Below are 26,313 nucleotides of genomic sequence, written 5' to 3'. Positions count from 1 at the left end.
ACGTGTCGCAGCCGGCAAGTCACGTCCTCCCGTCCGGGCAGCGCGTCATCGTCACTATTGCTGTGATGATGGCCGTGCTGCTCCAGGTGCTCGACACCACCATCGCCAACGTCGCCTTGCCGCACATGCAGGCCAGCCTCAGCGCCACTCAGGACACGATCAACTGGGTGCTGACGAGCTACATTGTCGCCTCCGCGATTGCCCTGCCGATCAGCGGCTGGATGTCGGACCGCGTCGGACGCAAGCGCTTGCTCGTCATCTCAGTGATCGGCTTCACCGTCGCTTCGGTGCTCTGCGCCATGGCGACCTCCCTCAGCGAGATGGTGATCTTCCGTGCGTTGCAAGGCGTCAGCGGCGCGTTTCTCGTGCCGCTGGCCCAGGCGACCATGTTCGACATCAACCCGCCCGAGAAGCACGGGCAGGCCATGGCCCTGTTCGGTGGCGGCATCATGATCGGGCCGATCCTCGGACCGATGCTCGGCGGCTGGCTGACCGAAAATTACAATTGGCGCTGGGTGTTCCTCGTCAACCTGCCGGTCGGCGTCCTCTGTACCTTCATGCTACTGCGCTATTTACCGAAGACGGACGTGATCAAACGAAAGTTCGACCTGTTCGGCTTTCTGCTGTTGGCCATTTCGGTGGGGGCACTCCAGCTCTGTCTCGACCGTGGCGAGCAGGAGGACTGGTTCCAAAGCTGGGAGATCATCGCCGAGGCGGGAATTGCCGCCGGAGCCTTCTGGATGTTTGTTGTCCATACCATCACCGGCAAGGAGCCCTTGTTCGAAAAGGGCATGTTTGCGGACCGCAATTTCTCGACCGGCCTATTGTTCATGGCGGTGACGGGCGTTCTCCTGCTGGCGGGTCTCGCGCTGTTGCCGCCCCTGCTCCAGAACATCTACGGCTATTCGGTGCTTCAGTCTGGGATCCTCACGGTCCCACGCGGCGTCGGCACGTTGGTGTCCATGCTGCTCGCCGGACGGCTGAGCAACAAGGTCGACGCACGGATCATGGTCGGCCTCGGCGTCGTCCTGATGGGCGCAAGCCTGTGGATGATGACTGGCTTCGCGCTCGACCAACCGTCCCGGCCGGTCATCGTCAGCGGTCTTGTCCAGGGCCTTGGCCTCGGCCTCATCTTCGTCCCGCTGCAGAGCCTCGCCTTCCAGACTCTCGCGCCGCGGCTGCGCACCACGGCGGCGGCGATGCTGAACCTGTCCCGCAACATCGGCGGCTCGATCGGTATCTCGGTGGTGAGTTCGCAGCTCGTGCGCATGACCCAGGTTGCGCACAACGACCTTGCCAGCCAGATCGGGACCAACACGCCGACCAATGATACCAGCATCGTTTCGGGTCTCGGCCTGCCGACGGAAACCGCAATGGCGATCCTCAACGGGGAGGTGACCCGCCAGGCGGTGTTCATCGCCTATCTCGACGACTTCAAGCTGATGATGATCGTCACCTTTGCCGTCCTTCCGCTGCTGTTCCTGATGCGCAAAGGAAGCCAGGCGGGCGGTGCCGGCCCGCAACACGCCGCGCTGGATTGATCAAACGGACGTGGGCTGATTCGCGCGGCAGAGGCTTAGGAGCTACCTGGCAGCCATATTTTGTTCTTTAGCCAAGCTTCGCAAGCTTAATCCTCAGACGTGAACCGATCCATGCGGCGGTGAACCATACCACCCCGTCGAGTAGAATGCCGGCGAGCGGTTTGATCGTGATGCCAGGATCGGCCTTGTACCAGTTGGCATTCGGACCGAGCCAGACGAGCGGCGACACGTCCAAATAAATCCACATCATCACGGGGTTGAAGCACTCCATCGCGAGGAAGGAGGTAATGATGAGGGTATTGCCCGAAGTTCCTCGCGTCAAGAGCGCCAGTAGCAGCACGAGTGGGAAGGGGCTGACGATCCAGAAACCGACGGCAGCCAGATCGGTGATCACGCCCTTGTTAAGCAAGGATGCCGTCGAGAAGAAGACGTAACCTCTCCACGCGACAAGAATGATCGGGAAAAGAAAGAGGGTTGTCGCGATCCACCAATCCCTGGCTGCACGATCCCTGATCGCTGACCACAGGCACCCCCACGCCCATGGTGCGGAGTTGCCCCGCAAGGTGGCGGCTTCCGCCTCCATCGCATCGATCCACTCAGAGCGCTTCCTGCCCGCAATCTGCCGTGCGGCGCGAAAGATGAGAGCCGCCAAGCGGCTCATGCCAACGCCTCTCTGACCGTTCGTTCCGCTGCTTGCGCCTCGACAAGCGCCTTCAACCCTGCAGCGGAGGCCCGATAGGCGTGCCGAGCTGGCCGGCCCGGCTCGCTCGGCTCAAGCCAACGCGATTCAAGAAGACCCCGGTCGGCAAGGCGGATGAGGATCGGATAGAGGCTTCCAGATTGCAGCCCAGTGACGTGGGCCAACTCCAGCCCGTACTGCCAATCCGCCGGTCTAGCGGCGAGCGCATCCAGCAACAAAAGAGCCTGAGGAGAAAGTCGTCTACGTCGCTGCATTGACTAACTCTACCTATGTAGAGTTAATAGTCAAGTTGATCGGCCTTCGCTGACGGGCCGCAACTCAGCCCCCGTGCTTGCGCATCCAGCGGGCGAACATCTCGCCCCACTGCGACGCGGAACTGTCCTTTGGCGCGCGCAGCGCGAAGCCATGTCCGCCCTCCGAGTAGAGGTGCGCTTCGCACGGCACCTCGGCGGCGCGGCATGCGGCCAACCAGTCGATCGTGTTGGCCACCGGCACCAGATCGTCGTCGATCGCGTGGACCAGGAAGGTGGGTGCGGTCTCGCCCGTGATATGCCGGAGCGGTGAACGCGCATCCGCCAGGGGTTGGCTGGGGTTCGGTCCTAGCAATTTATCACGCGATCCGCCGTGACTGGCACCGGGCTGGACCGTCGCAACCGGATAGATGAGGCCGGAGAAGGCTGGACGCGCCGACAAGCTGTCCACCGCGTCGACGGCGTCGTGCACCCTCTGGCCGTGAGACACCGTGAGGTCGGCCGCGAGGTGCCCGCCGGCCGAGAAGCCCAGAACGCCGAGCCGTTCCGGATCGATGCCGAAGGTCGATGCTTTGGCGCGGATCAGCCGCATCGCCCGCTGCGCGTCCTGCAAGGGCGCAAGGTGACAAGGGGTCCAGCCCTCACCGGGCAGGCGATAGGTCAGAACAAAAGCAGTCGTCCCTTTCGTGTTCAGAAAATCCGCAATCTCCAGGCCTTCGCTCTGAACGGAGACGAAGTCGTACCCGCCGCCCGGGATCACGAGCACCGCCGAGCCATCGGGTTCTGGTGCTCGGAAGACGTTAATCTCGGGCGTTTCGACACCGCGAACCCAGAGCTGCCGGCCGCCGGTCGGCCCGTTCATCGTCCAGTCGAGCGCGATCGGCTGTGCCGGCCCGCCGGGCGGGCGGCCGGGCCAAAGGGCTAGCCGCTCGCGGGGAGGCCACGAGGGTGTCTCGGGATCCTTGCCGGCGGGCAGGGGCGGGTCGCCCCACTGCTGCGCGGAAACGGCGGTGGAGGCCAAAAGGGTCATTGCTGCTCCAAGAAAGGTCCGGCGAGGAATATGCAACGCGTGCTCCTTGCTGATCGCCGCAGGATTGGTCGGGAAACTTTCGCCGCGCAACTCAGTGCAGCGGTAGCGTACCCGGTGGCGCCTTTGGTGAGGGCGTTGCTCGGGTTCGCTCCACCACAACCGGCGACCGGCCAAGTATGGCCTGCTTGTCGTAGGCTGCGGCAATTCCGGCGGCGAAGTTCCGGAACTCGCTGGCACTGACCCGGACGGGGCCATCGACCGCAGTTCCAATCACCACTGCGCTGCGCGACATGCCATCGGCGAACGCATCGGCAATGGTGACGCGCCCGATGCGACCGATGCGCGGATCCTGCTTTTCGACGATCACCGCATGCTGGATCGGACCCCCGCCATGCCCGCTGCTGGGCGGTGCGCCGCCAACTGGGTCAATGCAGCGAAGGCGCGAGACCGTCACATCCTCGATGACCGCGCCGCGCCCATCGTGCGCGGTGATCGGGAGGACGTGCAGATAAACTCCGGCAACAGCCTGCACGGGGGCGAGTTCGCCCGTGCCCGGATCTGGAGATTGTCGATGACGAGCCTTCGCACGGTGGCTCCTCGTCCGGGGCTGACATACACCCCGTCACGAAATCGCGTGCCGTTTGCGTCGTCGCACTGGCAATTGCGAATGGTCACGTCTTCGACCACGCCGTCTTGCCAGTCGTACGCCGCCCGTCCGGCACCCACACCGCCCGGCTTGATATAAGCGAAATAGCTGCACTCCGAGGCCTGGCAATTTTCCACTAGCACGTCGCGGACCAGGGTTGGACCGAGCGGGGTGACGCCGGCGCGGCGCCCCACCTCGGACCCGATCGACACGAGTGCGGCAAAGCCCTGTGCGCGAAAGCCGCTGATGCGGATGTTGCTGCAGGGGTAGATCGTCGACTTCAGCACCCAGCAGTCGTCGCCGCCCGCCGACCTCGCCCAGCCGCCGATGATCCGGTGATCGCGCCCGCCAAGGAATACCCCGTTCGAGCCGGCGAACGACAGATTCTCGAAGAGGTTGTCGATCGTATTCTCACGGCAATAGGCGATGTAGCCGCCGGCGGCCGGCCGTTTCTCAAGGTGCACATCCTGGAACCGGCAGGCGGAGCCGAGAACGTTGAGCAGGTAAGTTTCCTTATCGCCGGACGTGTCGATCAGGCTCAGGCCGACGATGCTTATCGCACTCGATTGCGCACTGAGTGTCAGGCGGCAGCTTGGACCTTCAAACCTGGCGCCGTTGGCAACGACGGTGACGTTGCGCCCTGACAGCAACGCCTCGCCGGAGAAAGGATAGATGCCGGGCTCGACGCGCAAGGTGCCGCCGCCGCGCCGCGACAGCAGGGCGACGGCAGCCGCGAACGCCGTCCGGTTTGTCAGTCCGGAGCTGCCGGGCGACCCACCGAAGATGGCGAAGCTTACCACCGTGCCTTGAGCGAGGGTTCGAGAGGTGAGGGGAAACACTACGGCTGCAGCCGTACCGGCCAACAGCGTTCGGCGGCTGACTACGCCTGGCCTGTTCACCCGATCGCCAGTCATCGTCCGGCGGAGAGCTGGGGAACCCTGAACATTCCGAAAGGTTTACTCCGCTGAAACCATAGGAGGAAAGCCATGTACATCGGACTGGGCGGACTGATCCTGTTGATCATCGTCTTGGTCGTGCTGTTCTAAGGGCCGACGAAGCAACAAAAAAGGGCGGCCCCTTCCGGGTGCCGCCCTTTTCTTTGGCTGAAATGAAGAATTAGCGCTTCGAGAACTGGAAGCTGCGACGAGCCTTGGCCCGGCCGTACTTCTTACGCTCGACGACGCGCGGGTCGCGGGTCAGGAAGCCGGCGCGCTTCACGGTGGTGCGAAGCGTCGGCTCGTAACGCGACAGAGCCTGCGCGATGCCGTGCTTCACCGCACCGGCCTGGCCGGACAGACCGCCGCCCTTGACGGTGGCGATTACGTCATACTGGCCGGCGCGCTCGGTGATCCCGAACGGCTGGTTGATGACGAGGCGCAGCGTCGGACGTGCGAAATAGACTTCCTGATCGCGGCCGTTGACCGTGATCTTGCCCGTGCCCGGTTTCAGCCAGACGCGTGCAACGGCGTCCTTGCGGCGACCGGTCGCGTAAGCGCGGCCGAACTTGTCGAGCTGCTGCTCGCGAAGAACGGCTTCGATCTGCGGGCCCTGCGTCGAAACGCCATTGTCGGATTCGGGGCGCTCACGGCGGCCACGGCCACCACCACGCTCGTCACGACCTTCGCGCGCCGGAGCGGCTTCGGTGGTCGCTTCGGCAGCGGGAGCTTCGGCGGCGGCCGGAGCGGCAGCCGCCTCCTGGGTCAGCTCGCCCAGATCGGAAAGAGACTTCTTGTCGGCCATTATGCGCCCACCTTGTTCTTGCGGCTCATGCCCGCGACGTCGAGAACCTGCGGATCCTGGCCCGCGTGCGGATGGTCGGTACCATTGTAGAGGTGCAGGGCACGCATCTGGTCACGGCCGAGGGGCCCGCGCGGGATCATCCGCTCGACGGCCTTCTCAAGAACGCGTTCCGGGAAGCGGCCTTCCAGCACCTTGGCGGCGGTGACACCCTTGATGCCGCCGGCATAGCCGGTGTGCTTGTAATAGACCTTCTGGTCGGTCTTGCGGCCGGTGAAGCGCACCTTGTCGGCGTTGACGACGACCACGTGGTCGCCGCAGTCGACGTGCGGGGTGAAGCTCGGCTTATGCTTGCCGCGCAGGATATTGGCGATAATCGTCGCCACGCGTCCGACCACCAGGCCGTCGGCATCGATCAGATGCCACTTCTTTTCCACCTCGGACGGCTTGGCCGACTTGGTGGTCTTCATCAGCGCCTTCATGGGCTGTAGACCTCTTGCTTCGAGAAATGAGGAAGGCGCCGACCCATAAGGTGGCGCCATCTGCCACGCTAATCGCGTCGGAGTGCCGGAAAGTCAAGCAAAACCGGCCATTTCACAAGAGGTATTATATTACCCTAGCTTCGTGAGGGCGAATGCCGTGAGGAAACCGGTGACCGCGATCAGCCCGGCGAAATCGTGCGTTCCCTCGAAGGCTTCCGGGACCATCGTGTCCACCACCATGGCAAGGATCGCCCCTGCGGCCGTGGCTTGAACTCCAGCAACCACGGCGGGTGAGATCCCGTCGAAGGCGACGTATCCGAACCACGACGACAATCCAGCGATCACGGCAATGCCCGCCCATAAACCCATGACATAACCGAAGGAGCGCCCTTCGGCCTTCATGCCCGCAGCGCTGGAGAGACCTTCCGGGATGTTGGACAGGAAGACGGCCACCACCGCCACCATCCCGACCGCACCGCCTTTCAGGAGGCTGACGCCGATGACGATGGATTCCGGAATGCCGTCGAGAAGGGCGCCGACCGCAAGCGCGCCGCCATTCTGGTTGTTCTCGCCTTTCTCCTGCTGGCGCTTTTCGGGCGCCGACCTTTTGCGGTGCCGGGCTCCATATGCAGCAAGGGCTATGTTGCAGATGGTGTAAACGGCGGCCCCGCCAAGGAAGCCGCCAGCCACCGGCACGAAACCGCCCGTAGCCCAGGCTTCGTCCATCAGCTCAAACGAGAGGGCCGAGATCAGCACGCCTGCGCCAAACGCCATGATCGCGGCAATGACCCGCCGCGACAGGGGAACGAACCAGCCGACGAGGGCACCGATCAGCAGCGCCGAACCGCTCAGCAATCCCCACAGCAATGCTTGAACCGCAGCCGGCACCATCACCTCCGGAAAGAAGAATGGTCGATCTGCCCGCGTGGTTCCCTAGGGCCCGACGTTCGCCTCGACCCACTCGGCATAGCGGCCCAGCAACTTGTCGACCGGCCAAACGGTGATCGCCGGCACGTCATAGCTGTGAAGTCCGGCGATGCGGGTGATGAGGGAGTCGGCGGAAGCCACGGTTGTCTTGAAGATCGCGGCAACCTCCTCGGCCTGTTCGATCGCGCCCTGCCAGCGGTAAATGGAGGTGCAGGGTCCGAGGATGTTGACGCAGGCCGCAAGCCGCTCTTCCACCGCCTGCTTCCCGATGCGGCCTGCCTCGTCCGCATCGGCAAACACGACATAGACGGAGACGACGCTCATCGCGTTGCCGGCGCGCCCTGCACATGCGCGCCCCAGATCGTTGCGGCGAGCAACGCGGCGCCGACCGCCTGGTGAAGCGCGGCGAGCCCGATCGAAACGCCTGTCATGACTGTCGCGATGCCAAGCAGGATCTGCGTTCCGAATGTCGAGTGGATGGCGATCGACGGCACTCGTCCCCCGGGTACGCGCTTCACCTTACGGGCAAACACCACCAGAGCCGCAACAACGCCCCAGGCCCACCAACGATGGACGAAGTGGATCAGGAAGGGGTCGTTCGACAGCGCCCAAAACGCTCCGCGCGACCAGTCGACCCCTTCAGGGAACAGGCGACCCTGCATGGTCGGCCAGTCTGGCGCTACCTGCCCCGCGTTGAGCCCAGCAACCCACGCTCCCAGCAACAACTGGACGAACAAGGCAAGGAGGGTCAGGGCCGCTGCGCCCGTCAGCCGCGAAGGCCGATCGGAACCGCTCCTTGCTAGCCGTCGCAAATCGAGCGCGACCCAGATTAGCGCCGCCATGATCGTCAGTGCCAGCAGCAGGTGCGCCGACAAGCGGAAGTGACTGACATCTGTCCGCTGCGACAGTCCCGACATCACCATGTACCAGCCGAGCGCACCCTGCGCCCCGCCGAGCGCAAGCAGGCCGATCATCTTCCACCCGTAGCCGGGCGGGATCGCCCGACGGAAGGCGAACCAAAGCAACGGAAGCGCGAACACGAGACCGATCAATCGCCCGATCAGCCGATGGAGGAACTCCCAGAAGTAGATCTGCTTGAAGGCGGCCAGGTCCATACCTGCCGGGCCATTGATCTCACGATATTCCGGCGTCGCCTGATAAAGCTCGAACGCCTTGACCCAATCTGCATGGGTGAGCGGCGGAACGGCGCCAGACACGGGCTTCCACTCGGTGATGCTGAGCCCGCTTTCGGTCAGGCGCGTGATGCCGCCAACCACCACCATCAGGAACACCAGCCCGGCAACAAGAAACAACAGGTTGGACAAAGCCATCGGCTTTGAAGTTGATCGAGGCTGGGTCACGTCGGCGGCAAGAGCGGTCATGGCGCGCCATATCGGCCCAACCCAGACTTGCCGCAAGACGGGCGAAATGCTCGACTCCAATGCAACAAAATCACGGCATGTGACATTGTAACTTCCGTGCTGAGGCGTTATATGGTCACCCGCAATGTTGCTTTTGTCTTCTTCCACGCAGCGGCTTGACCGATGGGCGATGGGACTGTCCGGATTGTGCCTGGTTCACTGCCTGGCGACGGCGGTTTTCTTCGGCATGCTCTCGGCTGCCGGCAGCGTGATCGGCGCCGACTGGATCCATGAGGCAGGGCTCGGCATCGCCATGATGCTTGGCGCCGTTGCACTTGGGCGCGGCATCTATTCGCACGGCTTCATGATGCCCAGCGCTGTGGGCAGTCTCGGTCTCGGCGTAATGGCCGGTGCTCTTACTATGCCGCACAACGGCACGGAGGCGCTGTACACGATGGTTGGCGTCACGATTCTGGCCCTCGGCCACCGGCTGAACGGATTGGCCGCGGACTAAGGCGATTCTTGCCGCTGCGGCGGCGCGGGCGTAATCAAGGTTATGAACCACGAACATCATGTCCATGAAGGTGAGTCGCTTCTCGACGCGGCGCGCGACCGGCTGATTTCCAGCGGCGAACAATGGACCGACATGCGCTCCGCCGTGTTCGAGGCGCTTGCTGGGTTCGACAAACCGGCCAGCGCTTACGACATTGCCGAGGCGGTCTCGAAGAGCCAGGGGCGCCGGGTCGCGGCCAACAGCGTCTACCGGATCCTTGACCTCTTCGTCGGCTCCAACCTCGCGCGCCGGGTCGAGAGTGCCAATGCCTACGTTGCGAACGCCCATCCGGACTGCCTGCACGACTGCATCTTCCTGATCTGCGACAATTGCGGGCAGACCGTGCATCTCGACGACGACAGCCTGTCGGGCGGGGTGCGCAAGGCGGCGGCGTCCGCCGGCTTTACCGCGCCGCGGCCCGTTATCGAGGTGCGCGGCACCTGTGGAGACTGCGAGACGAACTGAGCGGCGCATGAGCATTTCGTGAGAAATGCGCTGGACCATCGCCCATTGGTGACACGCTTGGAACGAAAGCGTAAGTGCCTGACTAATGAGCAATCGTCCCCAAACGCCGCTCCTGGATCAGGTTGCGACTCCAGAAGACATTCGGAAGCTTGGCAAGGAGCAGCTGCCGCAACTCTCCGATGAACTCCGGCAGGAGGTTATCTCCGCCGTTTCGGTGACCGGCGGGCACTTGGGAGCGGGCCTCGGCGTCGTGGAGCTGACCGTTGCCCTCCACTATGTTTTCGACACGCCCCACGACAAGTTGATCTGGGACGTCGGGCACCAAGCCTATCCGCACAAGATCGTCACCGGCCGCCGCGACCGCATCCGCACCCTCCGCCAGGGCGGGGGCCTGTCCGGCTTCACCAAGCGCAGCGAAAGCGAATATGACCCGTTCGGCGCCGCGCACAGCTCCACCAGCATCTCCGCCGCGCTCGGTTTCGCCATTGCCAACAAGCTGAGCGGCGACCCTCACCATGCGATCGCCGTCATCGGCGACGGAGCCATGACTGCCGGCATGGCCTATGAGGCAATGAACAATGCCGAAGCCGCGGGCAACCGGCTGGTCGTCATTCTCAACGACAATGACATGTCGATCGCGCCGCCGGTCGGAAGCCTGCGCAACGCGTTGGCGCGAATGGTGTCGTCGGACAAATATCTGACTCCGCGCAAGCTTGCGCAGAAGGTCGTCCGCAGATTTCCGGCATCGGTTCAGAAGACCGCGAAGCGCGTCGAGGAATATGCGCGCGGGCTCGTCACGGGCGGCACGCTCTTCGACGAACTTGGGTTCTATTATGTCGGCCCTGTCGACGGCCACGACGTTCAGGCCCTCGTCGAGGTGCTTGAAAATGTTCGTGACGCGGATCTCGGGCCGATGCTGATCCATGTCGTCACCCAGAAGGGCAAAGGCTATGCTCCGGCCGAAGATAGCGCCGATAAATATCACGGCGTGGTCAAGTTCGACGTGGTCTCCGGCAAGCAGGCCAAGGCGGAAGCCAAGGCGCCAAGCTACACCGGCGTTTTCGCCGACGCCCTGATTGCGGAGGCTGAGCGGGACGAGAAGGTCGTGGCCATCACCGCCGCGATGCCGTCCGGCACTGGTCTCGACAAGTTCGAGAAGCGCTTTCCCGAGCGCACTTTCGACGTCGGCATCGCAGAACAGCACGGGGTCACCTTTGCAGCCGGCTTGGCGGCACAAGGTTACCGGCCCTTCGTGGCCATTTACTCGACCTTCCTCCAGCGCGCCTACGACCAGGTCGTTCACGACGTCGCGATCCAGAACCTGCCGGTGCGGTTCGCCATGGATCGCGCCGGTCTCGTGGGCGCGGACGGTGCCACGCACGCCGGCAGCTTCGACCTCGCCTATCTTTGCACGCTGCCCAACTTCGTGGTGATGGCCGCCGCTGACGAGGTTGAGCTAACCCACATGGTCCACACCATGGCCTTGCATGACAGCGGACCCATCGCTGTCCGCTACCCGCGCGGCGAGGGCAGGGGCCTGCCGATGCCGGCCGCGCCTGAGCGCCTCGAGATCGGCAAGGGCCGCGTCGTTCGTGACGGGAAGAAGGTCGCCATCCTCTCGCTGGGCACCCGGCTCGAGGAAGCCGAAAAGGCCGCGGATCAGCTTGAGGCAATGGGCCTGTCCACCACGGTCGCGGACCTTCGCTTCGCCAAGCCCTTGGACGAGGATCTGATCCGGCGCTTGCTGACAACCCATCAGGTGGCCGTGACAGTCGAGGAAGCGGCGATTGGCGGGCTTGGCGCTCACGTCCTGACGATGGCGAGCGACCATGGGCTGATCGATGCCGGCCTGAAGCTGCGCACCATGCGGCTTCCGGACACGTTCCAGGACCATGACAAGCCTGAAAAGCAGTATGACGATGCGGGCCTCAACGCGCCGCATATCGTGGATACGGTCTTGAAGGCGCTCCGCAGCAACAGCGCGGGTGTCGGAGAGGCCAGGGCATAGGGGATCGGCCTTGCCCAAGGTTCGCGCCGACCAGTTGCTTGTCAGTCGTGGATTGGCGGAGAGCCGGAGCCGTGCACAGGCATTTATCATGGCCGGCGCTGTCTTTTCCGGTGAGCGCAAGATCGCCAAGGCCGGCGACATGCTGCCGGACGATGCCGCTCTGGACGTTCGCGGTAAGGACCACCCCTGGGTATCCCGCGGCGGGATCAAGCTCGATTACGGGCTAACGCACTTCGGCTTCGATGTGACGGGCGCTGCTGCGCTCGACGTTGGTAGCTCCACCGGCGGGTTCACCGATGTGCTGCTCAGCCGCGGTGCCGCGCGGGTCTATGCGGTCGATGTCGGCACCAACCAGCTTGCGTGGAAGCTCCGGCAGGACGAGCGCGTCATTGTCCACGAACAGACCAATGCCCGCACGCTCACTGCCGAAATCGTTCCGGAACCCGTCGACATCATAGTATGCGACGCAAGCTTCATCAGCCTGACCAAGGTGCTTGAAGCGCCGCTGAAGTTGGCCCGACCCGGCGCCTGCCTCCTTGCGCTGATCAAGCCGCAATTCGAAGCAGGCCGGGCGGAGGTCGGAAAAGGCGGCGTCGTACGCGACCCTTCGGTTCACGCCCGCGTCTGCCAGGAAGCCGGCGACTGGACGAAAAGCCATGGATGGGACGTTCTTGGAATCGTCGAAAGCCCGATCAATGGCCCTGAGGGGAACGTCGAGTTCCTGCTTGGTGCCACAAAAGGCTAAGCGTTAGTCCGCTTTGGGCTCAGCCGCTCTCAGCATTCTGGCGTAGCTTTCCGCCATCTCCTGATGCGCCCAGCGTGCCTGATCGCACGTTGCGTTTAGCGCAGCCTCACGCTCCGCCCTTTCCCGCTCGCGGAAGTAGTCGATCGATCGCTCTTTCACTTGCTGCCCCTGTGCCAGCGGCCTTGTAGGCCGTTGATTTCACGTGGCTTTTAACTCATTCGGAAGCCACGTGAAATAACATGAGGCAAGCCGTTGGCCCGGCTTACGTGAAGTTAAACAGGGTCGGGACGGCGATCACGATCCCGGCAACAAGGGGCAGACAACCCCAACCGAGTTTCAGGCAGCCGCCACCCACAGGATCGGGCTCGCCCGTGTTGTCCATCTCGCTGCCCGAGGGACTTTCGATCCCTTCGTCGGGCCTCGCCTCGTCACTGATAGCCACGTTCGCTCTCCCGCTCCTTGGCAGCGTCGGCCTGCGCCTGCTCGGTTGCGGTCTCCTGTGGCTGATCCTGCCCGGTGCGTTCCGCGGCGGGATTTTCCTCTGCCTGCTCGTTCGTCTTCTGAGTCATGCCGGCGTCTCCTTCGAAAAGTGAACGCCAGCGTTTGAAGGCCGTTCCTACCGCCTTAAGGCGACGGTCAGGGCTCCTGCGGCGGCTCGGGTGCCGGTGGCGGGGTCGGCCCCTTCCTTGTCGCCGGCGCTACCGGCGTTGCACCTCCGCCCGCCTGGACCGCACACTCGCGCACCCAAAGCACATCGTCGTCATAGCCGCCCAATGCCCGGCAACTGACCGTCACCTGCTGTCCGGGGCGAAGTTTCTTGGCATCGTCGATCGACGGACCGGCAACGTCGACGCCGACTGGGTTTTCGGGGTCGGAGGTCTTCAGCCGGAGGTCGAGGCTGCCGTAGCCGTCCGGAACGATTCGCTCGAACTCGCCCGTGACCACCATCTCGCGGTCGTCGTAGCGCTCCTCAGTCTCTTCCCGGTCGCGCTGGAAGCTCTGAAACAACTCCTCGGCGGTGACGCTGATCGGACCGCGCGGCTCCTCACGGTGCGACACTTCCGGACGGCCGCGATCGTCCGAATCCCAGTCGAACCAGTTGCCGTTGCTCAACGCGCCGATACTCAGCAGCACCGCGGCCGCGCCGATGATCACCTTTTTGCGGCGGCCAAGGTCGTCCGGACCGGACCCGCGGGAAACCCCGGCATCACGCGCAGGCTTGCGCTCCGGCTCGTCGTTGTGAAGCGTCGCGCCGCACTGGGGGCAGAACTCGCGGAGCACCGACACTTCGGCGCCGCATTTGGGGCATTGCACGGCTTGATCTCTCCTTGACCTCGAAAGGCCATCGCTGGAGCCGCGTAATAGAGGAGCAACACACGTCCATGCAACGGGGCACGGTGAGGCGGATTGTGCGTTCAGTCCACAAGGAGAAACGAATGAGCAAGTACGACATCGAGAAGGATCATCCGCAGACCATCAAGTCGGAGCCCGATGCTCGGCCGCCGGAGATGGAGCGGGAGGAAGGCGCCGAGGAGCAGATCGACGAAGCCGAGCAAGCGACGGAACGGCTCGAAAGCCGCCTGAGCGAAGAGGAGGTTGAGGCCATCCGCCGACAGACCCACAGTGCGCACACCATCGGCTCGGCGATCGGCGGCAGCCGCGACTAAGTCCTGAGCGAGGGGGAGACGGTCAGGCTCCCTCCCGGCAACGGCCGGATCAGCTCTCGGGCGGGCACACTGCCGTCGAGCCATGAAGTCCACGCGGCTCGGTCGAGCAACGCCACCTGACGGCTGTGATATGGCGCGACATCGGGCCCGGGCTCGGTCGTCAGCATGGTGAACGCCTCGCCAATTTCCGGCGCCGTTCGGACGAGCCCGGCGATACCGAGCAAACCGCCGGACGGATCGGCGAACAGCCAGCGGTCCTTGCGCTTCTGCTTCGGGTCCGACGGCGCGGTGAACTCGTAGAATCCGTCGGCCAAGATCAGGCAGCGTCCGCTGCCAAACTCCCGGCCGTCCGAGCGATAATTGTAAACCGGCTTGCCGCCTGGGCCCGGCCAGCTCCAGCGGCGGACGATCAGTTCTGCGCCCAACGCATCGCCTGCCGCACGCAAGATAGGCGCGGGATCGGTGATGCAAATGTCGCGCGGCTGAAGGTTCGGCGCGCCTTCCGGAAAGCGGAGCGGCAGGCCCAACTCCTTCACCACCTGACGGATCGCGTCCACCGAGCTGGTCTGGGTGTAGAGGTTGCACATCGCCTCGACCTAGCATTGTCGTGCTCCCGGCCAAAAGCCGTATCGTTACGGGTAGATCAATATGACGCGGAGCGTTATCATTCCGCAAGCTTCATGCTCGATCCATCTTCGACCGACCGACGCGCACCGCCGGACCCGCGCCAGGAAGCCAGAGCAAGGCGGCTGGAGGCCATGTGCGGCAGCCGGGCGGACCGCTACACCGGCAGCCGCATTCCAACGCCGGCGCAGGCCATTTTGCTGGTCCGGATCGGCGCAGCATTGCGAACGGCGCCGAGAGTGCGCCTGTGTATCGGCCATGATCCTGAAGGAGAGCAGATCCGAGGCTGGATCGACCGCACCAGCTTTGGACTCCGCAGCATCTTCCATCGCGCCTTGTCTGTCCTTCCGATCCCGCGGGATCCGGGCGACGTGCTCGCCGCGCCGGGGCAAGCGACCTTGCGGCGGATGGTCCGCAAGGCCGACAAGCTCGGCATCACCTGCCGGCTGGTTACCTCGCCCGAGGAGCGGTCGGGTCGAAAGGAGCGGGCAGCGGCATTCGAGAAGGCGCACCCCAATCTTCGCTACCGTCGCCGCCACCCCAATCTCGACGGACTGGACGAGACCGAGTTGTGGATCGCGGCCTTCGCGGCGGATGGCCGCGCCCTAGCGGTGTCGGTTACCCCGACAAGCGGCAATGTCGGGCTGCTGCGCTTCTTCCGGGTGCTGGAGGCAAGCCCGGACGCGACTCTCGCCCGCTATTCAATGACCGCCGCGCTGGCCCAAGTGCTGAGCGAGCGCGGAATCCGCTTTCTCGTCGACAACGTCCACCCGCTCTCCGTGTCCAGCTCGCTTCGCCATTTCGCTACCATGGTCGGCTTCCGGATCATGCCGGCGACGATCGACGATGGACCCGTTCGCGCCGGTGAGCGGGCAATTTGAGCCATGCGATGACGGCAACCAGCCCCGATTCCCGGAGTCCGCGGGCCGACATTAGGTGGCCGGCGGAAAACCTGCTATCTGTCGCTGCAGCAACGCCGTCGGATTTCAGCCTGGCGATGCACGAGAGACGAATGAGAGCTCCCGCTGATTGCACGGAGCCCGTTCATGTCTTCACCGCTCAAGGAATATCGCGTCTATTGCTTTGACGCCCGGATGAAGATCGTCACGTCGGACTTCATCAAGGCGGCGAGTGACGAGGATGCCATCGCCATGGCCCACGCCCGCGGGTTCGGGACCCAGTGCGAGCTGTGGGAACAGCGCCGCCTGGTCGCCACCCTGGTCCAAGAGGAAGAGCGCCGGCAGGCATAGTCCACGTCAGTCTTCTCGCCGTCCGTCGCTCTCGCGGTCGCGGGAGTAGCTGTGGACGAGGGGAAGCGCCGGGAGCCAGTCTTCGCGGCGGATCGCCCAGCATTCGTAAGTCGGCACCAGCCGGCTCGGCGCGTCGAGGGTGCCGAGATGCACCTCCACCTCATCCCCGAACCGGTTGAATACAGACGAGCCGCAGCGCGGGCAGAAATGCCGGCCCTCCCAGTCGCGGGTTTCGCCGCTGACCGTCACCGCATCCGCCGGATACATTCCCGCTGCGAAGAAGATGGCGCCATGATGTTTGCGGCAATCGAGGCAGTGGCACAGGCCCACGCGGAATGGCTCTCCAACCGCAGTCAGGCGAACGTCACCGCAAAGGCAGCCGCCGGTCAGCTCCTCCGCGTCCCGCATCAGTGCCTCGTGCCGGAGTCGTGGTCGGTCACGGCTGCGCGGCGCTTGGCGCGATCGTAGACGCAAAGCTTCACTTCCTTGACCCCGCGGCGATTGGTGGTCTGAACGTGGCGGAGCTCGATCGGCACCGTGTCCGGGAAGCTGGCGCTGTCGCCGACGATCTTTTTGTTGCGGCCGTCCACCATCGACAGGCAGGCGCGGTCAACCGTGCGCTTCAACGCCGTCCAGGCCGCGGGCGTCGACGCCGGAGCGGGGGCTGCGAAGGCGAGTGTGAGCAGCGCCATCAAGGCGCAAGCTTGGGGTGCAAAAGGGCAGCGCATAGGATTTCTCCCAAGGGGAAGTTGACACGGGTGACGTACTGGCGCGGCTTGCGCGCGGCTGAATTCAATCCGCTGAACGTCAACTTCGCGGTCCGGTAGCACCGCCGGTGACTTGAGACAGCAGATCATGAGCCCCAAGCTATCCCAAAGTGTCCATTGTAGGACAGCGATTTGGCTGTTGCGCCGCGACCTGCCCGGTAACATGCTGTTGCGAGGGGGTAAGACATGACACTAATCATTGCGCTGGCCAGCTTCGCTGCCTCGTTGCAGGCTGCAAGCGAGGCTCCGGTTACCATCGTTCCCGGGCAACCCGTCAGCATGGCTGGCAGCGCAAGCGCTGCGTCCAAGGCTGGCGCGGACGCGAAACCCAAGCTGCTCGATCCGCAAGTCCTCAAGGCAGAGGATTACCCTGACGACGCGTTGCAGAGAGGCGAGCAGGGGAGTGTTGTCATCCGCCTGACGGTGGATCCGGCCGGTAAGGTAACTGACTGCAACATTGCGACATCGTCCAAGTCCGCGTCGCTCGATGCGGTAAGTTGCCGTGTCTATGCCGAGCGTGCGCAATATGAGCCGGCTACAAACGCCAAAGCGCGCAGTTTCACCGAAACGGTGACATGGAGGATGGGTCAGTCAGGCCCATCGCGGCACGGCTGGTTTCATCGCATGTCGGTGCTGATCCACTCGACCGGCGAGCAGACCGACTGCAAGATTGAGAGCAGCGAACAGCCGGACAGTATTTGCAGGATCACTACGGCGTATTCGGGGGACCGGGCGGCTCGACTGGCAAAGGAAATAGGCAGCGATCCTTATCGGCAGATTATCGAGAGCCGCTTTCTTCCGGTAGGCGAACCGATGGTTGAACCCGTGAGCCGTTCATGATTGCACGACGCTCCGCCAAGCTGGTGGTGAAAGCGGACGGGACCCTGCGCAGCTGCGAGGTGCTGGACTCCTTCCCTGAGAGTTCCCCGCGTGACGCCGTTTGTCGCGAGGCGCCGCAATATCCATTCGAACGGTTGGCTGACGGGCCGGATATGAGCGGTATCTACCGGACGTGGATCTACTACGAGCCAGTAAGCAGGCAACCTTAGCGCCTTGCGTGTTTAGCCTGTGCGCTTGTCGGTTTACCCGAAGCGGACGAAAGCGGCATCCTCGGCGATTTCGGCGGTGGTGAGCTCGACCTGCAGCTGTGCGACGGGCTGCGGCGCGCGAAGGCGGGCTTCGATGCCGGTTTCGATGCGGTGGAGCATGTCGGCGCGCTTGGTCCAGTTGGCGGCGCTCTTTTCGAAGATGAGGCGGCCGTTGGCCGTGTCCATGACGAGTGAGCGGGCGGTGTCGGCCGTGGCGCGCTCGCGGCAGCCGGTGGAGGTCTCCCGGGCGTCCTTGTCGCGGGTGGTGGGGGTCGCGGCGAGGGCGGGAACGAGGGTTTCGGGAAGGGACATGGAGAAGCTCCTGCAGCAAGCGGGAGCGCGACATGTCTCTCAGCCGCGCAACGCCTGCAAAAAGGATGCGCGATGGGACGACACTAGCATGTTCCCAGGGGATTAGCGAACGGCAAGTGGCGCGCGAGCCCAGAAGCCCGCGCGCCACTTCACCTCTTAGTAGCCCGGACGGTAGGCCGCGCGGTTGCGGCTGATGCGGACGTTGGTAACCTGCCCGCGATAGTCGACGTTGCAGCGGAAGGTGAGGTCGCCCATCGCTGCGACCGGAATGGGACGCCCGTACTGGTCGACCCGCTGCTGGCCATAGGCCTGGTTCGGATAGCCCGAAGCGCCGCTGTCCATCGCGCCGGTGACGCGCAGGCCGTTGCGGGTGCGCTGAACGTCCGTGATGGCGGTGACGCGGGCCATGTAGGGACTGTTATACTGCTGCTGCCCATAGGCGTTGCCCTGCGGATAGGCGCCATAGGCCTGGCCACGCGGGCGATACTGGTTGCTGGCCTGGGCGGAGGCGGCGCTTGCGCACTGCGTGATCGCCGTGCGGTCATTCGCCTGATAGCGGTTGCCGAGCAGTTGCTGGATCACGCCGGCGATTCCGCCCTGCTGGGCGTAGCCGGGGGCGGGATAGCCCTGAACCGGATAGCCGGGCTGGGCATAGCCCTGCTGCGGATAGCCCTGCTGCGGCTGCGAATAATAGCCCTGCGCGGCGGCGGGGGCGGCGATGCCGGCCAAGGCGGCGACGGCGCCGAGGGTTGCAATGGTCTTCATGGAAAAATCCTTACAAGTCCGGCCTCAAATCACCGGAACGTAAGGTCAGAACGTGCCGCACCCCCAACAAGTCGCATGAACCGAAAACAACAAGCCGGCTCTGCCCCGTTCACCGGCTTAGGTTTGCGTTGTCACGGGCCGGCTGAGGAGCGGTTCCGAATAGGAGAATGTAGGACTTTTCCCGAGAGGAAGTTGACTCGGGTGACGCTGTGGCGGGCTTTTCGCCGCGCCTTCCGAAGAGGCCGAATAGAACCGAGTCCGGGACGCGCAATTCCACGAAGTTGGCCGCGTGGCGCGGTTTGCGTGGGAGCGTGGGCGCCGGCGACACAGAAGGAACGGGTGGGCAGCAGGAACTGGTGGGCAGCGCATGCCGCAGGGTAGGGCAGGTGAGGCGCTGTAGGACAGCAAAGAATGCCGAGCGCTGGAGCTTTATCGGCGGTGCTGCAATTCCTTCGCCATGCTGGCGCGGGTCGGCCGGCGAAGCTCGACGATCATCCTGTCGTAGTCGAGCCGGGCGCGCAGTGCCGCCATCAGCTCCGAGCCTACAATGCCGTCGAAGTCGGGAAACTTCTGCCGCTTGTGAAGCGCGCGAAGCTCCGTCATTTCGATGCAGCTGACGGGGAGCCCGGTGACCGACAAACCGCCCAGCCGCATGTCGGCATAGCCCGTCTTGAACGGCGTCGGGCCGCTGCCGAGACCATAACCTGGCTGCGGAGAGTCGGTAAGCTTGAGTCCGAGACGATTGCAGACCGCAAGGTCGAGGAATTGCGAACCGCCGGTATCGATCAGCAGGGTCGCCGGCTGTCCCTGGACGGTCGCTTGCACGAACACTTTCCCGTCCGCCGCGCGGGTGAGGGGCAGGGTGACGCGCGAAGGCCCGGCATAATAGGTCATCGGTTGCTGCGCCGCCGCCGGCGCGGCGAGGACAAAAGCGGCAATAAGGGCGGCGAAAGCTTTCACGGGCGACACGCTACTAATTTGTAACGGGAGTGCAATGAGGCGATGCTGCCGAGCTCTTCGACAAGCTCAGGAGAGCCGCCCCCTTTGCGTCTTTGCCGGACTTCGATCATGCTGCCTCCCGCTGGGGAAGCGAGTGGGGGGATGATGAGCATGAAGCGGAGCCTGGTTCTGGCTGCATTGGTTGCGGCGCTGGCGGTGGGCGGGTGCGCGAGCAGGATGGATCGGCAGCTGCGAGGGCAGCCCGTCGCGGCGGCGGTGGCCGCTTTCCACGGCGACGTGCCTGACAATGTGGTCGACCTGCCCGGCGGCATCCGATTGTTCGAATGGGTCACGACCGACGTCATCGTCCAGGAGGACAATGGCTACGACCGCAACGAACGATGGTGGACGACCGAACGGCGGATGCTGGATGGCGGCGTCCCAAGCCGCAACTGCGTGCTCCAGGTCTTCGCGCAGTGGGACGAAGCGCGCGGAACATGGGTGGTCCACAGTTATCGCAACCGCTCAACGGAAGGGTGCGGCATGCGTCGGTAGCCAGGGCGGTGGATGGTCAGTGATCCTGACCTCTTTCGTTTACTTTTGATTATCTTCCGGAAGCGAGTATCCTGCTACAATCCGCTCGGGGGAGCGGGAGTAAAAGGGGGAGGATAACTTGGCTTTCAATTCTTCGATCGCGCTTGTCGCGCTGCTTCAGGCAGCGGCGGTTCAGCCTGTTGCACCCGTTGCGGCAGTTGCTCCCGCGCCTGCGCATGCGACCATCATTTCACCGGCTGGTCCGTCGGTGCTTCGCGCCGGGGCCGAAGTTCCGCTGCGCATGAGCGAGACGATCAACTCCAACAACAAGGCGCTTCGCGAAGGGCACCGCATCCGGATGGAAGTTGCGTCGGACGTGCTGCTTGGCGGCAAGGTCGTCATTCCGGCAGGGTCGCCGGTCACGGCCGAGATCACCGAGGTTCGCCGCAAGGGCATGTGGGGCAAGTCGGGCCGCATCGAGGCGCGCGTGCTCAGCACCCGCGTCGGCGACCGCCTGATCCGCCTCAGCGGCACGTTCGACGACAAGGGCGTGACTGGGACGGCGGGCGTGGTGACGGCGATCGCGCTGGTGCCGGTTGCCGGCTTCTTCGTAACCGGAACCAGCGCGCAGATCCTCGCCGGATCGGGCGTGAAGGCGTTCCTCGACGAGGATTTGCAGATACAGTGACGGCATAGAATGCCATCTTGAACAGGAAAGCAGAGCGTCGCCGGATCGCAGCGAGTAGCAATTCTTTGCTAAGCTTTGTGTCCACGCTGACTAATGAGTGTGGCGGAAGCTCGGCGCTGCTTTGTGATGAGCTTGTCAACCCTTTGGTGACGGCCGATATGATATGCGTCCGGAAGTGAGGGAAGAATGAGCTGGCTCGTTGAATCTATCGTTGCAGTCGCGTTTCACGAGCCAGCTGGTGATGGTACTCCAGACGCACTGCAGCCGTGGTTGCGGGCGTTTAAGTCCAATCCTCAGAATTTTCAGTCCTCCATACCGGGGCAGGCTGCATCGGCAACGGCAATCGGTTCGGTAGGTGAGCTGCAAGCTGCAGTTACAGCGCAGTTGGGTCGGTTAGAGCTAGGTCTCACCAGCTTGACTCGTAACGATGATGGTCTGAGCCATATCGGAGACCTTGAGACGGCGCTTCAGGTCTTAAGATCTTACTTTTTGTTGATGATCGAACCTTTGCGTCATCAAAGGTTGGCTGTCGTTCTCAATGCTGCTCAGCGGGTAGGTTCCCAAGCCGAGGCTCTTGAACGCCTTCGTAGCGAGGTGCGTCTTGGAGAAGACCTCCCGAGTTCCGCCATCGACATTCAGTTTCGCTTCAATATCCAGCGTTCGCTGGAGACTGGCGTCACGATAAATCGATTGGCAACTTGGGGGGTGGGCACGCAGCAAATTTTCGTGATGCAAGTTACGCCTGGGTCAGTAGCCCCGTCAGCAACGATTAAAGAGCACCATGCAACGGTACTGAATATTGACGTGAATACCTCTCCCGCTACACCAACAACAGATGCTGATGTCGGATCTCTCTTTGAAGAGCTTATCTCAGACGCAAGAGCCCTAGTAGAGAGTGGATATGCTTACCTTATCCGATAACATCGTTCAGCATCGTGCTCCTAAATGGTCGTCGTCGGTCGTCGATTTAGATGATGAGACAAGTCTTCTTGATCGTGAGACACTTGCGGCTCGTGCTACGGACGTTGGTCGTTGGATTTTCGCTTGCAAGCAAGTTGAAGTTTCACCCGTGATCTTCAACGATCACGGTCCTCTTTCGGGAATTCCGTGGACAGTTTGCAAAGAGGTCGATTACTCTTCCGCCGACAAGGGAACGGCCAAAATCACGCGAGATTTCCGAAGCTCGCAAAATGCCGACCGGATCACTCCTGCCACTTACGTTTACTCCAACGCACCTCGAAAAGCTGCGCGATGGGAAGGGGTCCGTGTTTCTCTTGCAAGATGGGAGACCCTCAAAGACGGTTGGGCTGGACAAGGATCAGTAGCTCCATCTTCCGATTCAATCAGGAAGGCTCGTGAGATAGTTGGTCTGCTTGAAGTACTGCGGGTACCAGCGCCTTCAAAGTTCATCGATGCCGAGGGAGAGTTTGGTTTTCGTTGGAGCCGAGATCCAGCCGCGGCAGCTATAGTATTTGCCGTCGACGGGAACCTTATTGGTTTCGTTAGAACCAAAGCAGGTCGAGTTGAGAAGCTTGACAAACCTGTGGAAGAAGCCGCGCACGAAACTGGATTTTTCCTGAAGTTGCTGCAAATCTGACCGTAAGATGAATTGGACTGCGCGACCCGAGGCGACAGCTTGCTGTGCTGGAGATCACGGCGCGGTGAACGACAATGAAATTGTCGCTCGCTTGCTACACAGCGGCATAGCGGAGCCTGATTTCGATCCATTCTTACGTAAAGACTTCTTCCCTCCTCAAGATCGGGAAATGTCAAATGTTTGTGGCGAGGCCGACGGTGTGTCGGTCGTCCGGCGACTCGACTACACAGACCAAGACCTTCAGCAGAAGGCGGTTGAGCTAGCAGGTGAAAATCGCACAGGTGAAGGAGCATTGCTGGCGCGTGCTGCCGATCTTCGGAACATTCGACTGTCCTTAGTTCCGATACAAGCAATATACATTTACGATGATCCGACAGACGAAGAGAGCGGTCACGCTATCCTTCGCGGCATCGAATCACTTGATCGTCCAGAGCAAGAGGAGCTTCGGCTGTCTGTTCGACTGAGGTTCGATCAGCGCATCTGACTTCCGAAGGAGAAATGCGCATTTGCGCTTCCACCTACTCCGCCGCCATATCCTGAACTACCCGCTTCTTCCGCGCAGCCTTCGCCGCCTTCACCTCCACCACCTCCGGCTTGACGCTGGCCCGCTCCAGCAACGGCCGCAGATACTGCCCCGTGAAGCTCTTCGGCTCCGCCACCACCATCTCCGGCGTGCCGACCGCGACGATCTCACCGCCGTTCACCCCGCCGCCGGGGCCGAGGTCGATCACCCAGTCGGCCGTCTTGATGACGTCGAGGTTATGTTCGATCACCACCACGGTGTTGCCCTGGTCGACCAGGCGCTGGAGCACTTCGAGGAGTTTGCGGACGTCCTCGAAGTGGAGGCCGGTGGTGGGCTCGTCGAGGATGTAGAGGGTCTGGCCGGTGGCGCGGCGGCTCAATTCCTTGGCGAGCTTGACGCGCTGGGCCTCGCCGCCGGACAGGGTCGTGGCCTGCTGCCCGACCTTGACGTAGCCGAGGCCGACCTCGACCAGCATCGCCATCTTGTCGCGGATGCCGGGCACCGCCTTGAAGAAGTCGGCGGCGTCCTCGACCGTCATGTCGAGCACGTCGGCAATCGACTTGCCCTTGAACTTCACCTCGAGCGTTTCGCGGTTGTAGCGGGCGCCGTGGCAGACGTCGCAGGTGACGTAGACGTCGGGCAGGAAGTGCATTTCGATCTTCAGGAGGCCGTCGCCCTGGCACGCCTCGCAGCGGCCGCCCTTGACGTTGAAGGAGAAGCGGCCGGGCTTGTAGCCGCGGGCGGCGCTTTCGGGCAGGCCGGCGAACCAGTCGCGGATCTGGGTAAAGGCGCCGGTGTAGGTGGCGGGGTTGGAGCGCGGGGTGCGGCCGATCGGCGACTGGTCGATGTCGATGACCTTGTCGAGATTGGCGAGGCCGTCGATCTTCTCGCACGGGCCGCAGACGATGCGGGCCCCGTTGAGCGCGCGGGCGGCGCCGGCGTAGAGCGTGTCGATGGTGAAGCTGGACTTGCCGGAGCCGGAGACGCCGGTGATGCAGGTGAAGGTGCCGAGCGGGACCGACGCGGTGACGCTGCGGAGGTTGTTGGCGGTGGCGCCCTTGACGGTGAGCTTCTTGCCGTTGCCCTTGCGGCGCTTGGGCGGAAGCGGGATCTCGCGCCGGCCGGAGAGGTAGGCGGCGGTGATGCTGTTCTCGCAGGCGAGGATCTGGTCGAGCGTGCCGGAGGCGACGACCTCGCCGCCGTGGACTCCGGCGCCCGGGCCCATGTCGATGACATGGTCGGCGGAGCGGATAGCGTCCTCGTCATGTTCGACCACCAGCACGGTGTTGCCGAGGGATTTCAGCCGCTGAAGGGTTTCAAGCAGGCGGTCGTTGTCCTTCTGGTGAAGGCCGATGCTTGGCTCGTCGAGGACGTAGAGGACGCCGGACAGGCCGGAGCCGATCTGGGAGGCGAGGCGGATGCGCTGGCTCTCGCCGCCGGACAGGGTGCCGGAGGTGCGGTCGAGGTGGAGATAGTCGAGGCCGACATTGTGGAGGAAGCCGAGACGCTCGTTGATCTCCTTGAGGATGGCCTTGGCGATCTCGCGCTGTTGCGGGGTGAGCTTGTCCTCGAGGCTGCCGAACCAGGCGTGGGCGTCGGCGACGGAGCGCTGGGCGGCGCCGGAGATGTGCTCGCCGGCGATCTTCACGGACAGGGCCTCGGGCTTGAGGCGGGCGCCGTGGCAGACCTCGCAGGGGCGCGAGCTTTGGTAGCGGGATAGCTCCTCGCGCATGAAGGCTGATTCGGTCTGGAGCAGGCGACGGTTGAGGTTGCCGACCACGCCTTCGAACGGCTTCTTGACCTCGTACGATTTGCGGCCGTCGATGAAGCGGAGGGTGACGGGCTTGCCCTGCGTGCCGGTGAGGATGAGGGCGTGGACGCTCTCCGGCAGGTCGGCCCAAGGGGTCTGGAGGTCGAAGTCGTAGGCGCGGGCGAGGCTGGAGAGCACCTGCATGTAATAGGGACTGGGGGGGTTGGACTTGGCCCAGGGGACCACGGCGCCTTTGGCGATGCTGAGGTTGTGGTTGGGGACGATGAGGTCGGGGTCGAAGACGAGCTTCTCGCCGAGGCCATCGCAGGCCGGGCAGGCGCCCTGCGGCGCGTTGAACGAGAAGAGGCGCGGCTCGATCTCGGCGATGGTGAAGCCGCTGACGGGGCATGCGAACTTTTCGGAAAAGACGATGCGGCCAGGGGCGCCGAAGTCGAGCTTCATGCCGGCCTTGGCGGGCTCTTCCGCGGGCGGATCGGCAGGATCGAGGTAGGCGAGGCCTTCCGCGAGCTTAAGCGCGGTTTCGAAGCTGTCGGCGAGGCGGCTCTGGATGCCGTCTCGGATGGCGATGCGGTCGACCACTACTTCGATGTCATGCTTATACTTCTTGTCGAGCGCGGGAGCGTCCTCGATCGGGTAGAACTCGCCGTCGATGCGAACGCGGGTGAAGCCGAGCTTCTGCCATTCGGCGAGCTCCTTGCGATACTCGCCCTTGCGGCCGCGGACGACGGGGGCGAGCAGGTAGTGGCGGCTGCCCTCGGGGAGCGCCATGGTGCGATCCACCATCTGGCTGACCTGCTGCGCCTCGATGGGGAGGCCGGTCGCGGGCGAATAGGGGATGCCGACGCGCGCCCAGAGCAGGCGCATGTAATCGTAGATTTCGGTGACGGTGGCGACCGTGGAGCGCGGGTTGCGCGATGTGGTCTTCTGCTCGATCGAGATGGCAGGGGAGAGGCCGTCGATATGCTCGACGTCCGGCTTCTGCATCATCTCAAGGAACTGGCGAGCATAGGCCGACAGGCTCTCGACGTAGCGACGCTGCCCCTCGGCATAGATGGTGTCGAAGGCGAGGGAGGATTTGCCCGAGCCGGACAGGCCGGTGATCACCGTCAGGCTCTCACGCGGGATGTCGATGTCGACGCCCTTGAGGTTGTGTTCTCTAGCGCCCCGTACGGAAATATGAGTCAGCATCGCGTCGGCTTCGTTCCAGCTTTGTTCTGATTGCTACGTCAGGCGGCTCCCCCGGTCAACGCGGCGTGGTGGAGATGGGTGCGCGGGGCGCTGGTGCAAGTTGCGCGCAAGGACGGACTTTGCACGTAATCAGCCGCGTTTCATCGACGCCAGC

At 63.5% G+C, this 26,313-nt stretch carries 34 protein-coding genes; 14 read left to right on the top strand and 20 right to left on the bottom strand.

Features of this window, described 5'->3' with window-relative positions; genetic code table 11:
- The first annotated feature begins 2 nt into the window (after positions 1-2).
- Complete coding sequence (locus G7077_RS01475) at positions 3-1,541, top strand: DHA2 family efflux MFS transporter permease subunit (protein ID WP_246167275.1); 1,539 nt, start codon at positions 3-5, stop codon at positions 1,539-1,541.
- Between the two features lie 67 nt (positions 1,542-1,608).
- Here G7077_RS01475 and G7077_RS01470 read toward each other — a convergent pair whose 3' ends face one another.
- The 10 genes from G7077_RS01470 to G7077_RS01425 all read right to left on the bottom strand — a co-directional run bounded on the left by G7077_RS01470 (position 1,609) and on the right by G7077_RS01425 (position 8,696).
- Positions 1,609-2,202 (bottom strand): hypothetical protein, encoded by a 594-nt coding sequence (locus tag G7077_RS01470; protein WP_166410176.1) that lies wholly within the window; start codon positions 2,200-2,202, stop codon positions 1,609-1,611.
- On the bottom strand, positions 2,199-2,495 hold the full coding sequence (locus G7077_RS01465) for a PadR family transcriptional regulator (RefSeq protein WP_166410175.1): 297 nt from the start codon (positions 2,493-2,495) through the stop codon (positions 2,199-2,201). Before G7077_RS01465 ends, G7077_RS01470 begins: the two co-directional genes overlap by 4 nt.
- Before the next feature lie 64 nt (positions 2,496-2,559).
- Complete coding sequence (locus tag G7077_RS01460; protein ID WP_166410174.1) at positions 2,560-3,522, bottom strand: alpha/beta hydrolase; 963 nt, start codon at positions 3,520-3,522, stop codon at positions 2,560-2,562.
- 91 nt (positions 3,523-3,613) lie between these two features.
- Positions 3,614-3,976 carry a hypothetical protein gene (locus tag G7077_RS01455; RefSeq protein ID WP_166410173.1) on the bottom strand — a complete coding sequence of 121 codons (363 nt, stop codon included), beginning with the start codon at positions 3,974-3,976 and terminating at the stop codon, positions 3,614-3,616.
- Positions 3,973-5,007 (bottom strand): glycoside hydrolase family protein, encoded by a 1,035-nt coding sequence (locus G7077_RS01450; RefSeq protein ID WP_166410172.1) that lies wholly within the window; start codon positions 5,005-5,007, stop codon positions 3,973-3,975. The genes G7077_RS01455 and G7077_RS01450 overlap by 4 nt, the downstream gene beginning before the upstream one ends.
- Positions 5,008-5,284: 277 nt before the next feature.
- The gene (gene rpsI / locus G7077_RS01445; protein ID WP_166410171.1) at positions 5,285-5,908 is read right to left on the bottom strand and encodes a 30S ribosomal protein S9; all 624 of its coding nucleotides are present in this window, start codon (positions 5,906-5,908) and stop codon (positions 5,285-5,287) included.
- Positions 5,908-6,387 (bottom strand): 50S ribosomal protein L13, encoded by a 480-nt coding sequence (gene rplM, locus G7077_RS01440; protein WP_166410170.1) that lies wholly within the window; start codon positions 6,385-6,387, stop codon positions 5,908-5,910. The genes rpsI and rplM overlap by 1 nt, the downstream gene beginning before the upstream one ends.
- Before the next feature lie 129 nt (positions 6,388-6,516).
- Positions 6,517-7,278: a ZIP family metal transporter gene (locus G7077_RS01435; protein WP_166410169.1), complete on the bottom strand. Its 762-nt coding sequence runs from the start codon at positions 7,276-7,278 to the stop codon at positions 6,517-6,519.
- A 42-nt stretch (positions 7,279-7,320) separates the two neighbouring features.
- Positions 7,321-7,638, bottom strand: a complete 318-nt coding sequence (gene cutA / locus G7077_RS01430) for a divalent-cation tolerance protein CutA (RefSeq protein WP_166410168.1) — start codon at positions 7,636-7,638, stop codon at positions 7,321-7,323.
- Positions 7,635-8,696 (bottom strand): COX15/CtaA family protein, encoded by a 1,062-nt coding sequence (locus tag G7077_RS01425; RefSeq protein WP_246167273.1) that lies wholly within the window; start codon positions 8,694-8,696, stop codon positions 7,635-7,637. Before G7077_RS01425 ends, cutA begins: the two co-directional genes overlap by 4 nt.
- 124 nt (positions 8,697-8,820) lie before the next feature.
- Between G7077_RS01425 and G7077_RS01420 the strand changes: the two genes are divergently transcribed.
- The 4 genes from G7077_RS01420 to G7077_RS01405 all read left to right on the top strand — a co-directional run bounded on the left by G7077_RS01420 (position 8,821) and on the right by G7077_RS01405 (position 12,446).
- Entirely contained in the window at positions 8,821-9,189 is a 369-nt protein-coding gene (locus G7077_RS01420) for a MerC domain-containing protein (protein ID WP_166410167.1), read from the top strand.
- Positions 9,190-9,231: 42 nt separating this feature from the next.
- Entirely contained in the window at positions 9,232-9,693 is a 462-nt protein-coding gene (locus G7077_RS01415; protein ID WP_166410166.1) for a Fur family transcriptional regulator, read from the top strand.
- Positions 9,694-9,778: 85 nt separating this feature from the next.
- Positions 9,779-11,701, top strand: a complete 1,923-nt coding sequence (gene dxs / locus G7077_RS01410; protein ID WP_166410165.1) for a 1-deoxy-D-xylulose-5-phosphate synthase — start codon at positions 9,779-9,781, stop codon at positions 11,699-11,701.
- A gap of 10 nt (positions 11,702-11,711) precedes the next feature.
- Positions 11,712-12,446 carry a TlyA family RNA methyltransferase gene (locus G7077_RS01405; RefSeq protein WP_166410164.1) on the top strand — a complete coding sequence of 245 codons (735 nt, stop codon included), beginning with the start codon at positions 11,712-11,714 and terminating at the stop codon, positions 12,444-12,446.
- A gap of 262 nt (positions 12,447-12,708) precedes the next feature.
- On the opposite strand, the gene G7077_RS01400 is transcribed toward G7077_RS01405, so the two are convergent.
- From G7077_RS01400 to G7077_RS01390, 3 genes are all read right to left on the bottom strand, one after another.
- Complete coding sequence (locus G7077_RS01400) at positions 12,709-12,888, bottom strand: hypothetical protein (protein ID WP_166410163.1); 180 nt, start codon at positions 12,886-12,888, stop codon at positions 12,709-12,711.
- Positions 12,875-13,015 (bottom strand): hypothetical protein, encoded by a 141-nt coding sequence (locus G7077_RS01395; protein ID WP_166410162.1) that lies wholly within the window; start codon positions 13,013-13,015, stop codon positions 12,875-12,877. The genes G7077_RS01400 and G7077_RS01395 overlap by 14 nt, the downstream gene beginning before the upstream one ends.
- Before the next feature lie 67 nt (positions 13,016-13,082).
- The gene (locus tag G7077_RS01390; protein ID WP_166410161.1) at positions 13,083-13,760 is read right to left on the bottom strand and encodes a zinc ribbon domain-containing protein; all 678 of its coding nucleotides are present in this window, start codon (positions 13,758-13,760) and stop codon (positions 13,083-13,085) included.
- Between the two features lie 122 nt (positions 13,761-13,882).
- Here G7077_RS01390 and G7077_RS01385 point away from each other — a divergent pair, with 122 nt between their 5' ends.
- Entirely contained in the window at positions 13,883-14,113 is a 231-nt protein-coding gene (locus tag G7077_RS01385) for a V-type ATPase 116kDa subunit family protein (protein WP_166410160.1), read from the top strand.
- On the opposite strand, the gene G7077_RS01380 is transcribed toward G7077_RS01385, so the two are convergent.
- Positions 14,110-14,700 carry an SOS response-associated peptidase gene (locus tag G7077_RS01380; RefSeq protein WP_166410159.1) on the bottom strand — a complete coding sequence of 197 codons (591 nt, stop codon included), beginning with the start codon at positions 14,698-14,700 and terminating at the stop codon, positions 14,110-14,112. The two genes, G7077_RS01385 and G7077_RS01380, sit on opposite strands and share 4 nt — an antisense overlap.
- Before the next feature lie 93 nt (positions 14,701-14,793).
- On the opposite strand from G7077_RS01380, the gene G7077_RS01375 reads away from it, so the two are divergent.
- Positions 14,794-15,618 carry a hypothetical protein gene (locus G7077_RS01375; RefSeq protein WP_166410158.1) on the top strand — a complete coding sequence of 275 codons (825 nt, stop codon included), beginning with the start codon at positions 14,794-14,796 and terminating at the stop codon, positions 15,616-15,618.
- 165 nt (positions 15,619-15,783) lie between these two features.
- Entirely contained in the window at positions 15,784-15,987 is a 204-nt protein-coding gene (locus tag G7077_RS01370) for a hypothetical protein (RefSeq protein ID WP_166410157.1), read from the top strand.
- Positions 15,988-15,993: 6 nt separating this feature from the next.
- Here the strand turns inward: G7077_RS01370 and G7077_RS01365 are convergent, their stop codons facing one another.
- Positions 15,994-16,395: a GFA family protein gene (locus G7077_RS01365; protein ID WP_166410156.1), complete on the bottom strand. Its 402-nt coding sequence runs from the start codon at positions 16,393-16,395 to the stop codon at positions 15,994-15,996.
- A complete protein-coding gene (locus G7077_RS01360; RefSeq protein WP_166410155.1) occupies positions 16,395-16,679 on the bottom strand; it encodes a hypothetical protein in 285 nt (94 codons plus the stop codon). The genes G7077_RS01365 and G7077_RS01360 overlap by 1 nt, the downstream gene beginning before the upstream one ends.
- A gap of 261 nt (positions 16,680-16,940) precedes the next feature.
- On the opposite strand from G7077_RS01360, the gene G7077_RS01355 reads away from it, so the two are divergent.
- Positions 16,941-17,594: an energy transducer TonB gene (locus G7077_RS01355; protein ID WP_166410154.1), complete on the top strand. Its 654-nt coding sequence runs from the start codon at positions 16,941-16,943 to the stop codon at positions 17,592-17,594.
- 242 nt (positions 17,595-17,836) lie between these two features.
- Here G7077_RS01355 and G7077_RS01350 read toward each other — a convergent pair whose 3' ends face one another.
- The 3 genes from G7077_RS01350 to G7077_RS01340 form a co-directional block, all read right to left on the bottom strand.
- Entirely contained in the window at positions 17,837-18,154 is a 318-nt protein-coding gene (locus tag G7077_RS01350) for a hypothetical protein (RefSeq protein WP_166410153.1), read from the bottom strand.
- A 156-nt stretch (positions 18,155-18,310) separates the two neighbouring features.
- Positions 18,311-18,919, bottom strand: a complete 609-nt coding sequence (locus G7077_RS01345; RefSeq protein WP_166409922.1) for a hypothetical protein — start codon at positions 18,917-18,919, stop codon at positions 18,311-18,313.
- 429 nt (positions 18,920-19,348) lie between these two features.
- Positions 19,349-19,879: a retropepsin-like aspartic protease gene (locus tag G7077_RS01340; RefSeq protein WP_166410152.1), complete on the bottom strand. Its 531-nt coding sequence runs from the start codon at positions 19,877-19,879 to the stop codon at positions 19,349-19,351.
- 150 nt (positions 19,880-20,029) lie between these two features.
- Between G7077_RS01340 and G7077_RS01335 the strand changes: the two genes are divergently transcribed.
- The 5 genes from G7077_RS01335 (at position 20,030) to G7077_RS01315 (ending at position 23,161) form a co-directional block, all read left to right on the top strand.
- Positions 20,030-20,413 (top strand): hypothetical protein, encoded by a 384-nt coding sequence (locus tag G7077_RS01335; protein WP_166410151.1) that lies wholly within the window; start codon positions 20,030-20,032, stop codon positions 20,411-20,413.
- A 118-nt stretch (positions 20,414-20,531) separates the two neighbouring features.
- Positions 20,532-21,080 (top strand): hypothetical protein, encoded by a 549-nt coding sequence (locus tag G7077_RS01330; RefSeq protein ID WP_166410150.1) that lies wholly within the window; start codon positions 20,532-20,534, stop codon positions 21,078-21,080.
- Positions 21,081-21,266: 186 nt separating this feature from the next.
- Positions 21,267-22,001, top strand: coding sequence for a hypothetical protein (locus G7077_RS01325; protein ID WP_166410149.1), 735 nt, complete (start codon positions 21,267-21,269; stop codon positions 21,999-22,001).
- On the top strand, positions 21,976-22,677 hold the full coding sequence (locus tag G7077_RS01320) for a hypothetical protein (RefSeq protein WP_166410148.1): 702 nt from the start codon (positions 21,976-21,978) through the stop codon (positions 22,675-22,677). Before G7077_RS01325 ends, G7077_RS01320 begins: the two co-directional genes overlap by 26 nt.
- Positions 22,678-22,741: 64 nt before the next feature.
- Positions 22,742-23,161: a hypothetical protein gene (locus tag G7077_RS01315; protein ID WP_166410147.1), complete on the top strand. Its 420-nt coding sequence runs from the start codon at positions 22,742-22,744 to the stop codon at positions 23,159-23,161.
- Positions 23,162-23,195: 34 nt separating this feature from the next.
- On the opposite strand, the gene uvrA is transcribed toward G7077_RS01315, so the two are convergent.
- Complete coding sequence (uvrA, locus tag G7077_RS01310; protein ID WP_166410146.1) at positions 23,196-26,159, bottom strand: excinuclease ABC subunit UvrA; 2,964 nt, start codon at positions 26,157-26,159, stop codon at positions 23,196-23,198.
- Between the last annotated feature and the right edge of the window lie 154 nt (positions 26,160-26,313).

This window comes from Sphingomonas piscis, from assembly GCF_011300455.1.
Classification (GTDB): domain Bacteria; phylum Pseudomonadota; class Alphaproteobacteria; order Sphingomonadales; family Sphingomonadaceae; genus Sphingomicrobium; species Sphingomicrobium piscis.
The sequence above is the reverse complement of the archived record's forward strand: the minus strand, read 5'-3'. Positions and strand labels throughout refer to the sequence as shown.

What these genes read in the sequence shown, in the direction of transcription:
- uvrA (WP_166410146.1), bottom strand. Translation starts at nt 26,159, where the DNA reads ATGCTGACTCATATTTCCGTACGGGGCGCTAGAGAACACAACCTCAAG.
- G7077_RS01420 (WP_166410167.1), top strand. Translation starts at nt 8,821, where the DNA reads ATGTTGCTTTTGTCTTCTTCCACGCAGCGGCTTGACCGATGGGCGATG.
- G7077_RS01470 (WP_166410176.1), bottom strand. Translation starts at nt 2,202, where the DNA reads ATGAGCCGCTTGGCGGCTCTCATCTTTCGCGCCGCACGGCAGATTGCG.
- G7077_RS01460 (WP_166410174.1), bottom strand. Translation starts at nt 3,522, where the DNA reads ATGACCCTTTTGGCCTCCACCGCCGTTTCCGCGCAGCAGTGGGGCGAC.
- G7077_RS01365 (WP_166410156.1), bottom strand. Translation starts at nt 16,395, where the DNA reads ATGCGGGACGCGGAGGAGCTGACCGGCGGCTGCCTTTGCGGTGACGTT.
- cutA (WP_166410168.1), bottom strand. Translation starts at nt 7,638, where the DNA reads ATGAGCGTCGTCTCCGTCTATGTCGTGTTTGCCGATGCGGACGAGGCA.
- G7077_RS01375 (WP_166410158.1), top strand. Translation starts at nt 14,794, where the DNA reads ATGCTCGATCCATCTTCGACCGACCGACGCGCACCGCCGGACCCGCGC.
- rplM (WP_166410170.1), bottom strand. Translation starts at nt 6,387, where the DNA reads ATGAAGGCGCTGATGAAGACCACCAAGTCGGCCAAGCCGTCCGAGGTG.
- G7077_RS01360 (WP_166410155.1), bottom strand. Translation starts at nt 16,679, where the DNA reads ATGGCGCTGCTCACACTCGCCTTCGCAGCCCCCGCTCCGGCGTCGACG.
- G7077_RS01370 (WP_166410157.1), top strand. Translation starts at nt 15,784, where the DNA reads ATGTCTTCACCGCTCAAGGAATATCGCGTCTATTGCTTTGACGCCCGG.
- G7077_RS01385 (WP_166410160.1), top strand. Translation starts at nt 13,883, where the DNA reads ATGAGCAAGTACGACATCGAGAAGGATCATCCGCAGACCATCAAGTCG.
- G7077_RS01350 (WP_166410153.1), bottom strand. Translation starts at nt 18,154, where the DNA reads ATGTCCCTTCCCGAAACCCTCGTTCCCGCCCTCGCCGCGACCCCCACC.
- dxs (WP_166410165.1), top strand. Translation starts at nt 9,779, where the DNA reads ATGAGCAATCGTCCCCAAACGCCGCTCCTGGATCAGGTTGCGACTCCA.
- rpsI (WP_166410171.1), bottom strand. Translation starts at nt 5,908, where the DNA reads ATGGCCGACAAGAAGTCTCTTTCCGATCTGGGCGAGCTGACCCAGGAG.
- G7077_RS01355 (WP_166410154.1), top strand. Translation starts at nt 16,941, where the DNA reads ATGACACTAATCATTGCGCTGGCCAGCTTCGCTGCCTCGTTGCAGGCT.
- G7077_RS01325 (WP_166410149.1), top strand. Translation starts at nt 21,267, where the DNA reads ATGAGCTGGCTCGTTGAATCTATCGTTGCAGTCGCGTTTCACGAGCCA.
- G7077_RS01465 (WP_166410175.1), bottom strand. Translation starts at nt 2,495, where the DNA reads ATGCAGCGACGTAGACGACTTTCTCCTCAGGCTCTTTTGTTGCTGGAT.
- G7077_RS01415 (WP_166410166.1), top strand. Translation starts at nt 9,232, where the DNA reads ATGAACCACGAACATCATGTCCATGAAGGTGAGTCGCTTCTCGACGCG.
- G7077_RS01380 (WP_166410159.1), bottom strand. Translation starts at nt 14,700, where the DNA reads ATGTGCAACCTCTACACCCAGACCAGCTCGGTGGACGCGATCCGTCAG.
- G7077_RS01345 (WP_166409922.1), bottom strand. Translation starts at nt 18,919, where the DNA reads ATGAAGACCATTGCAACCCTCGGCGCCGTCGCCGCCTTGGCCGGCATC.
- G7077_RS01435 (WP_166410169.1), bottom strand. Translation starts at nt 7,278, where the DNA reads ATGGTGCCGGCTGCGGTTCAAGCATTGCTGTGGGGATTGCTGAGCGGT.
- G7077_RS01335 (WP_166410151.1), top strand. Translation starts at nt 20,030, where the DNA reads ATGAAGCGGAGCCTGGTTCTGGCTGCATTGGTTGCGGCGCTGGCGGTG.
- G7077_RS01425 (WP_246167273.1), bottom strand. Translation starts at nt 8,696, where the DNA reads ATGACCGCTCTTGCCGCCGACGTGACCCAGCCTCGATCAACTTCAAAG.
- G7077_RS01395 (WP_166410162.1), bottom strand. Translation starts at nt 13,015, where the DNA reads ATGACTCAGAAGACGAACGAGCAGGCAGAGGAAAATCCCGCCGCGGAA.